Genomic DNA, 7,804 nt, shown 5'->3' with positions numbered 1-7,804 from the left:
TACCGGCCTGTCACGCCGGGGGTCGCGGGTTCGAGTCCCGTCCGCTGCGCCATATCAGTTTCAAGGACCACTGAACGCCTTGAAGCGCCGAAACCAGTCATAGGCTGAATCGGATCGATAGCAAAGACCCTGGTCGAAAGACCGGGGTTTTTTGTGTCTGAAATTTGGTTATTCCCCTCTCGAACTCCTGCGCAAATCGTCCCGTAGGAGCTGCGGCACGCTGCGATCTTTTGATCTTGCTCTTAAAAAATCCAGATCAAAAGATCGCAGCCTCGTTTCACTCGACAGCTCCTACAAGAATCTCTGCAAGCCTACTGCGGTGCCACGTCGCATTGATTTTTTTGATTATTTAGTCAGGTTTTTGTAACTGGTTGTTTGCTGTGGGCGCAGAAACCTTTAAAGTTAACCTTTCGGTCAGCTTTGCACTGTCAACACAGCTCTTTGCTTCGCCAGAAAGAGCTTCTGCACGACTCGAGATCCCCAGTAGATAACCACAAGGGCGGACCTATAACCGCCCAGAGGATGATCCATGTCCAACCGTGAAATATCCCGGCGCTCGTTCCTCCAGGGCGGGCTGGTGGCGGGTGTGAGCGTTACGCTTACGCCGCTCAGCAGTCATGCGCTGGCTGCCTTGATGGAAAACAGCGTCACCGTGCCGTCCGAGAAATGGCTCGGCAATAACGGCAAGGCGCGGCAACGTAACGATGCCTTGTCCAAGGTCTGCGGCAGCAAGGTGTTTGCCCGCGACATCCGCGCCAAGGACATGCCTGGCTGGCCTGAGCAACAAGGCCACGCCATGCTGCTGAAAACCATCAAGGCCGACCGCATCTACGCAGGCTACGACCTGTCGTGGCTCGGCGCTGATCTGCAGCCGGACCGCATCGTTACCGCTGCCGATCTGGACAAGGACGGTATCGTCTTCCCCGAAGAGCACGCGCCTGATCCATTGCTGCCGGAAGGCAAAGTGCCGATGTTCATCGGTCACCCGGTAGCGATTCTGATCTGGAACGACTTCGAGCGTTTCCGTCAGGCCAAGAATCAACTCAAATTCAATGACAAAGCGATTCGTTACGGCGCCAAGGTGCCGTTCTACGAAGGCGATCCCTACGGCAGCTTCCGCTACGTGCGCGTCGGCGGCGCGACCTCGGCGGACGAAGACGAGTTCGCCAGCCTCAAGGATTCGATCCTGTTCCCGATGCTGAAGAACCGCCGTCCAGTCTGGAATGCATCGCCGAACCTGCATGGCAACCTCACCGAGCGCGGCCTGTTCTACGCCGACCGCATGAAGCAGGAAATCGACACGCCGCCAGACAACTGGCTGGTGTTCGATGAGCGCTACAAGACGCCGTCGATCGAACCGGCCGCCCTCGAGCCGGACAACGGCAACGGCTGGTACGACCCGAAAACCAAAACCCTGCATTTCGTCGTGGCGACGCAGTGCCCGCTGGAAGTCGCGACCGAGACCGCGAAGATGATCGGGCCGTCGCGTTTCGGCTTGTCCAATCTGAACATGCACCCGGGCTATACCGTCGGCTATGGCTCCAAAGACCACAACATTTTTGTCTACTACGCAGCCCTGGCTGCGCTGTACGGCGCCGGTGTGCCGGTGCGTCTGGCCAACGACCGCTACGAGCAGTTCCAGAGCGGCATCAAGCGTCACCCGTTCGACATCCGCTACCAGTTGGCCGTGGACAAGAATGACTACACCTTCAAGATTTTCCGCGCGGAAATGAGCGTCGACGGCGGCGGTCGGGTCAACTACAGCCCATCGGTGGCGGCGGTTGGCGCCACGGCTGCGCAGTCGATCTACTACATGCCGCAGAACGATCTGCAGGTCACCGCGTATCACTCGCGCGCGGTCGAGGCGGGTTCGATGCGCGGTTACGGCACTCTTCAAAGCATGGCGGCGACCGAAATGATGGTCGACGAAATCGCCAATCGCCTGGGTGTCGACGCCATCGATTTGCGCCGCAGGAATGCCCTGCGTTCCGGCATGAAAAACACCCAGGGCGCAATCCCGGCCGGTGCACTGCGCCTGCATGAAATTCTCGACAAGGCCTCGGTGCACGAAGTCTGGAAAAACCGCGACGCGATCAAGCAGCAACGTGAAGCGGCAGACCCGGATAACTGGTACGGCGTCGGTTTCGCCATCTGCCAGAAAGACTTCGGCACCGGCTCCGAAGCGCCGATGGCCAGCATCCAATTCACCGCAGACGGGCGCATTACCCTGCGCCACATCGGTATCGAAATCGGTACCGGCATGTCCACTTCGCAAGCCTTGGTCGTCGCCGATTTCCTCGGCAGCCCGGCGCACGAGGTGAAGACCGGCGAAACCGAATGGCAGGAAATGCAGCTGATCACCAGCGGCAACCCTTACATCATGAGTCAGGCCGAGCAGGACAATCTGCTGCGCAACCCGCGCTGGGTCGGCAAGCTGGCGTCGGCGTCTTCGGCGACCAACTCCGCGTATTACTTCAGCCATGCCACCCGTGAAGCGGCACGCGTGTTGTTCAACCACGGCTTGTGGCCGGCGGCGCTGGAGATCTGGCGTCAGGGTCCGTACGGCGGCCAGGCTAACCCTTACGTGGTGCGCCGCGAAGATGCGCATTGGGTCGATGGCAAGCTGACCGCCAACGGTATGCAGCCGCTGAGTTTCGAGGAGCTGGCCAAGCGCGCCCACGAACGCGGGCTGGTGACGGGCGCTACGGTGCATGGTTTCAACCGCTGGAGCTGGGCCGAGGCCGAGTACAGCATCGACGGCGTGCGCGAGCGCCTGCCGCTCGACGGTCTGGCGGTGAAATACGGCGATGGTGCGCCGCAAGCGAAGAAAGCGCAGATGAACAGCGCCGGCTTTCACTTGCTTGATCGGCAGAACGTCAACTACCCGGTAGTGCAGTTGAACAACGCTGCCGTGACCTATTACAGCCCGGTCGCGACGCTGGTCGAGTTGAAGGTCAATAAAGGCTCGGCGGAAGTTCAGGTGCTCAACCACCATTCGTGGATCGAGTGTGGTCGGGTGCTGGTTGAAGAGTTGGTCAAGGGCCAGCTCGAAGGCGGTATCGCCATGGGTATTGGTCATGCGCTGATGGAAGAGATGCCGTTGTACGAAGGCGGGCCGGGGGAGGGTGACTGGAACTTCAACCGTTACCGCCTGCCGATGGCGCGTCACGTTGCGGTGTGGAAGCAGACCGCGGAGATCCTGCCGCCGCTGTCGCCGAGCGATCCGTCCAAGGGCATCGCCGAAGTGGTGATGATCCCGATTGTCGGTGCCATCGGTAACGCCGTGGCGCACGCCATCGGGAAACGTGTTCGTGACTTGCCTATCACCGCTGCGCGCATCAAGGAGGCCCTCAATGGCTAACCGTCCGCTTCAACTGACCCTCAATGGTCAATCCGTCGGCCCGGTGAACATCCCTGATGACCTGCCGATGATCGACTACCTGCACGAATACAAAAACCTCACCGGCTCGCGGCTGGGTTGCGGTCAGGGGATCTGCCACGCCTGTGTGGTGATCGTCGATAACCCCGACGGCACCAGCGAAGAAGTGCGCACCTGCATCACCGGTGCGCATTACTTCGAGGGCAAGAAAGTCCGCACCATCGAAGGCCACGCCACTCGCGACGAGCAGGGCCAGGTCACCGAGCTCAATCCGATCCAGCAGCGCTTTGTCGACGAGTTCGCCTTCCAGTGCAGCTACTGCGCGCCAGGCTTCGTCAACGCCGCGACCGTGTTGGTCGAGAAGCTGCAGCGCCAGCCGATCGTCAAAAGTCAGCTGGAACAGGTGATCGAGGACAGCCTCGGCCATCACGTCTGCCGCTGCACCGGGTACGTGCGTTATTACAACGCCACGCGCAACGTGCTGACCGATCTTGGTCTGGTCAAGGAGGGTTGAGCATGAAGCGTTTACTGACCCGCCTGGCTTTCGCGCTCGGACTGGCTGCGCCGCTTTTGGCGGCCCACGCCGAGGATCAGATCAAGCGCGGCGAATACCTCGCCCGCGCCGCTGACTGCATGGCTTGTCACACCGCACCCGGTGGCGCGCCCTATGCCGGCGGCCTGCCGATCGTCTCGCCATTCGGCACGATCTACGGCACCAACATCACTCCGAGCAAAGAGCACGGCATCGGTCTGTACAACGATGACGAGTTCTTCGCTGCGCTGACCGAAGGCAAGCGGCGCGACGGTGCGAATTTGTATCCAGCGATGCCGTACACCTCGTATCACCTGATGCCGCGCGCCGATTCCGATGCGATTCACGCGTATCTGAAAACCATCGAGCCGATCGAACGCGCCGCGCCGGTGACCAGCCTGAGCTTTCCGTTCAATGTGCGTCTGGGTCTGACCGGCTGGAACATGCTCTACGGCAAAGACGTCAAGCTGGAGCCGGCCGAAGGCAAAAGTGAGGCGTGGAAGCGCGGCCAGTACATGGTCGACGTTCTCGGTCACTGCGGCGAATGCCATACGCCACGCGGCCTGCCCGGCGCGATGCAAATGGACAAGCGCATGACCGGCGGCATCCTCAATGGTTATCTGGCACCGAGCCTGCTGGCCACCGACCTGGCCGCGCGCGGCTGGAATCAGCAGGATCTGAGCACGTTTCTGAAGCATGGCATGAGCGCGCAAGGAACGATGTTCAACGAAATGTTCCCGGTGTTTCACAACAGCACTCAAGGTCTGAGCGATGCTGACCTGGCGGCAATGGCGACATTCCTGCTCGGCGAGCAACCGCCGCCAGCCAAAGAGCTCGTCGAGGTGCCGCTCGACAAGCTCAGCCCGAGTGCTCAGCGCGGGCGTCAGGAATACCTGAACGTCTGCGCCGGTTGTCACGCGGCTGGCGGTGAAGGCAAACCGCACATCGCCGTGGCCATGCGTGGCAACACGACGTTGCGCCTGGAAGATCCGCGCAACTTGTTGCGAGTGATCGAGGATGGTATCGGCGAACAGAAGTTCTCCGGGTTCGAGCACATGCAGCCGATGCCGGGGTTTGCTGAAAAGCTCAGTCCTGAGCAATTGACCGATCTGCTCAACTACCTGCGTCAGGGTTGGGGCGGGCAGGGCGCTGAACTGGCGGTGAGCGAAGTGCAGAAGCTGCAAGCCGACGCGCCGAGCGTCGAGCACAAGGCCCACTGATATGCAGCATCTCGATCTGCAAGTGGTGCGTCGGGCGCTGGAATGGTCGGTGGCCGGGCAGCGAATCTGGCTGTGCACGGTGCTGACCACTTACGGCTCGGCACCGCGCGCGCCGGGTTCGCTGCTCGCGGTGAACGAAGGCGGGCAGTGGATCGGTTCGCTATCGGGCGGTTGCGTCGAGGAGGATTTCCTTGAGCGCGTCGCCGAAGGTGCGTTTCTCGAAGCGGTAAGCGTCGTGCGTTACGGCGAAGGCGCTGATCCGCGCTCGCGGGTCAGTCTGCCTTGCGGCGGCATTCTTGATGTGCTGGTTGAGAAACTTGACGCCGACTGCGCGGTGCAGGCGCACCTGCGTGAACTGGAATCGGCGCTGCTGGGTCAGCGTCGTCTGCTTCGCGAAGTTGATCTGGCCAGCGGTGCGCGCACTCTGTTTGCTGATCGCGAGCAGGGCGCGCGGATCGAGCGTGAGATCGATCGGGTGCGCATTCGTGTCGGTGCAGCACAGCGCTTGTTGCTCGCCGGGTACTCCAGTGTGGCGCAGGCCTGTGCCGAGTTCGCGGTAGGGCTTGGCTTCGAAGTGATTCTGTGCGATCCGCGTGATGAAGTGCTTGAAGGCGTGGTGCTCAATAGCGTGGAAATCCGTCGACAGTTGCCTTCGGTGTTCATTGCCGACGGTGGTTGTCATCGCGATACGGCGGTAGTGGCGTTGACCCATGATCCGCGCATCGACGATCTGGCGATGATGGAAGCGGTGCGCACCGAAGCGTTTTACATCGGTGTGATGGGATCGCAGCAGACGTCGCAGAAACGCTTCGAGCGCTTACGCCGCATTGGTGGCTTGAGTGAGGCAGAGCTGGCGCGGGTTCATGCGCCGATCGGCCTCAACCTCGGCAGCAAGACACCGGCGGAAATTGCGCTGGCGGTGCTGGCGGATATCCTGCGGATTCGTAGCGGGATCGCTCGGGATCAGCTCTGATCCTAAGCCTTGCTGAATCTACTGTGGCGAGGGGATTTATCCCCGTTGGACTGCGCAGCAGTTCCCTCCTGCTCAAGAGGGGGCGCTGCGCACCCCCAACGGGGATAAATCCCTTCGCCACAATGGTGTTTATAGGCCGTACTTATCGCGCAGCCCGTAATACCAAGCACCCAGCGCGGCAAACGGTGTGCGCAGCAATTGCCCGCCGGGGAAGGGATAGTGCGGCAGGTCGGCAAAGGCATCGAAGCGCTCGGCCTGACCGCGCAACGCTTCGGCGAGGACCTTGCCCGCCAGGTGCGTGTAGGTGACACCGTGACCGCTGCAGCCCTGCGAGTAATAGATGTTGTCGCCCAGGCGCCCGACCTGCGGCAAGCGCGAAAGGGTCAACAGGAAGTTGCCGGTCCAGGCGTAATCGATCTTCACATCCTTGAGTTGCGGGAAAGCCTTGAGCATCTTCGGGCGGATGATCGCTTCGATGTTCGCCGGATCGCGAGCGCCGTAAACCACGCCGCCACCGAAGATCAAGCGCTTGTCGGCGGTCAGGCGATAGTAGTCGAGCAGATAGTTGCAGTCCTCTACGCAGTAATCCTGCGGCAATAGCGCCTTCGCCAGCTCATCGCCCAGTGGCTCGGTAGTGATCACTTGAGTGCCGCACGGCATCGATTTGGCCGCCAGTTCCGGTACCAGATTACCGAGGTAGGCGTTGCCGGCGACGATGATGAACCTGGCCCTGACCTTGCCCTGCGGCGTATGCACAACCGGATTGGCGCCGCGCTCGATGCGCACGGCAGGTGATTGCTCATAGATGGTGCCGCCGAGAGACTCGACTGCCGCCGCTTCTCCGAGCGCCAGATTCAGCGGATGGACGTGGCCGCCGCTCATATCGAGCATGCCACCGACGTACTGATCGCAACCCAGCACTTCACGAATGCGGCGTTGATCCATCAATTCCAGCTGGGTGTGGCCGAAGCGCTCCCACAGGCGCTTTTGCGATTCCAGGTGCCCCATTTGTTTGGCGGAAAGGGCGGCGAATACACCGCCGTCCTTCAGGTCGCACTGAATATTGTATCTGGCCACGCGCTCGCGAATGATCTGGCCACCTTCAAAGGCCATTTCGCCGAGCAGTTGCGCCTGCTTGGGGCCGACCGTGCGTTCAATGACGTCGATGTCGCGGCTATAGCTGTTGACGATCTGCCCGCCGTTTCGGCCCGAGGCGCCAAAACCGACTTTCGCCGCTTCCAGCACGGTTACGCGAAAACCGTTCTCCAACAGGAACAGGGCGGACGACAGCCCGGTATACCCGGCGCCGATCACACAGACGTCCGTCTCCACATCATCCTGCAGCACAGGGCGTGGTGGTACGGCATTGGCCGACGCAGCGTAATAAGACTCTGGGTATTGGGTGTTCGCCATCCTGCCGCCTCTGTTTAATATATTTTACGAGTGCGTCGATCCTACCCGAGTTGAAAAACCTCCGCCAGCCACCGGAAACTCTTCGTCGCTGAGGCGAAATTAAATATTTTGCATATTCATAGGGTTAGGTGAAAAAAAGGTGTTGACACCCCTCCGGAATTCCGTAGAATGCCGCCTCACAGCAGGCACGTAGCTCAGTTGGTTAGAGCACCACCTTGACATGGTGGGGGTCGTTGGTTCGAGTCCAATCGCGCCTACCAAACAAAATCCGCTCTGCTGGGCGGTCT

5 protein-coding genes and 1 tRNA gene are annotated in these 7,804 nt (G+C 60.7%); 5 read left to right on the top strand and 1 reads right to left on the bottom strand.

Features of this window, described 5'->3' with window-relative positions:
- The first annotated feature begins 529 nt into the window (after nt 1-529).
- The 4 genes from D8U71_RS00800 to D8U71_RS00785 are packed head-to-tail and all read left to right on the top strand — an operon-like array spanning nt 530 to nt 6,104.
- Nucleotides 530-3,361 carry a xanthine dehydrogenase family protein molybdopterin-binding subunit gene (locus D8U71_RS00800; RefSeq protein WP_130886971.1) on the top strand — a complete coding sequence of 944 codons (2,832 nt, stop codon included), beginning with the start codon at nt 530-532 and terminating at the stop codon, nt 3,359-3,361.
- The gene (locus D8U71_RS00795; protein WP_130886970.1) at nt 3,354-3,893 is read left to right on the top strand and encodes a (2Fe-2S)-binding protein; all 540 of its coding nucleotides are present in this window, start codon (nt 3,354-3,356) and stop codon (nt 3,891-3,893) included. Before D8U71_RS00800 ends, D8U71_RS00795 begins: the two co-directional genes overlap by 8 nt.
- 2 nt (nt 3,894-3,895) lie before the next feature.
- Complete coding sequence (locus tag D8U71_RS00790; protein ID WP_130886969.1) at nt 3,896-5,131, top strand: cytochrome c; 1,236 nt, start codon at nt 3,896-3,898, stop codon at nt 5,129-5,131.
- A 1-nt stretch (nt 5,132) separates the two neighbouring features.
- Nucleotides 5,133-6,104, top strand: coding sequence for an XdhC family protein (locus D8U71_RS00785; protein WP_130886968.1), 972 nt, complete (start codon nt 5,133-5,135; stop codon nt 6,102-6,104).
- 129 nt (nt 6,105-6,233) lie between these two features.
- Here D8U71_RS00785 and D8U71_RS00780 read toward each other — a convergent pair whose 3' ends face one another.
- The gene (locus tag D8U71_RS00780) at nt 6,234-7,517 is read right to left on the bottom strand and encodes an FAD-binding oxidoreductase (protein WP_130886967.1); all 1,284 of its coding nucleotides are present in this window, start codon (nt 7,515-7,517) and stop codon (nt 6,234-6,236) included.
- A 183-nt stretch (nt 7,518-7,700) separates the two neighbouring features.
- Between D8U71_RS00780 and D8U71_RS00775 the strand changes: the two genes are divergently transcribed.
- Nucleotides 7,701-7,777, top strand: a tRNA-Val gene (locus D8U71_RS00775).
- Nucleotides 7,778-7,804: the final 27 nt, after the last annotated feature.

The organism is Pseudomonas sp. Sample_21 (assembly GCF_004307525.1).
Classification (GTDB): Bacteria; Pseudomonadota; Gammaproteobacteria; order Pseudomonadales; family Pseudomonadaceae; genus Aquipseudomonas; species Aquipseudomonas atacamensis.
This window is presented reverse-complemented; position numbering and strand designations above follow the sequence as displayed.

What these genes read in the sequence shown, in the direction of transcription:
- D8U71_RS00800 (WP_130886971.1), top strand. Translation starts at nt 530, where the DNA reads ATGTCCAACCGTGAAATATCCCGGCGCTCGTTCCTCCAGGGCGGGCTG.
- D8U71_RS00795 (WP_130886970.1), top strand. Translation starts at nt 3,354, where the DNA reads ATGGCTAACCGTCCGCTTCAACTGACCCTCAATGGTCAATCCGTCGGC.
- D8U71_RS00790 (WP_130886969.1), top strand. Translation starts at nt 3,896, where the DNA reads ATGAAGCGTTTACTGACCCGCCTGGCTTTCGCGCTCGGACTGGCTGCG.
- D8U71_RS00785 (WP_130886968.1), top strand. Translation starts at nt 5,133, where the DNA reads ATGCAGCATCTCGATCTGCAAGTGGTGCGTCGGGCGCTGGAATGGTCG.
- D8U71_RS00780 (WP_130886967.1), bottom strand. Translation starts at nt 7,517, where the DNA reads ATGGCGAACACCCAATACCCAGAGTCTTATTACGCTGCGTCGGCCAAT.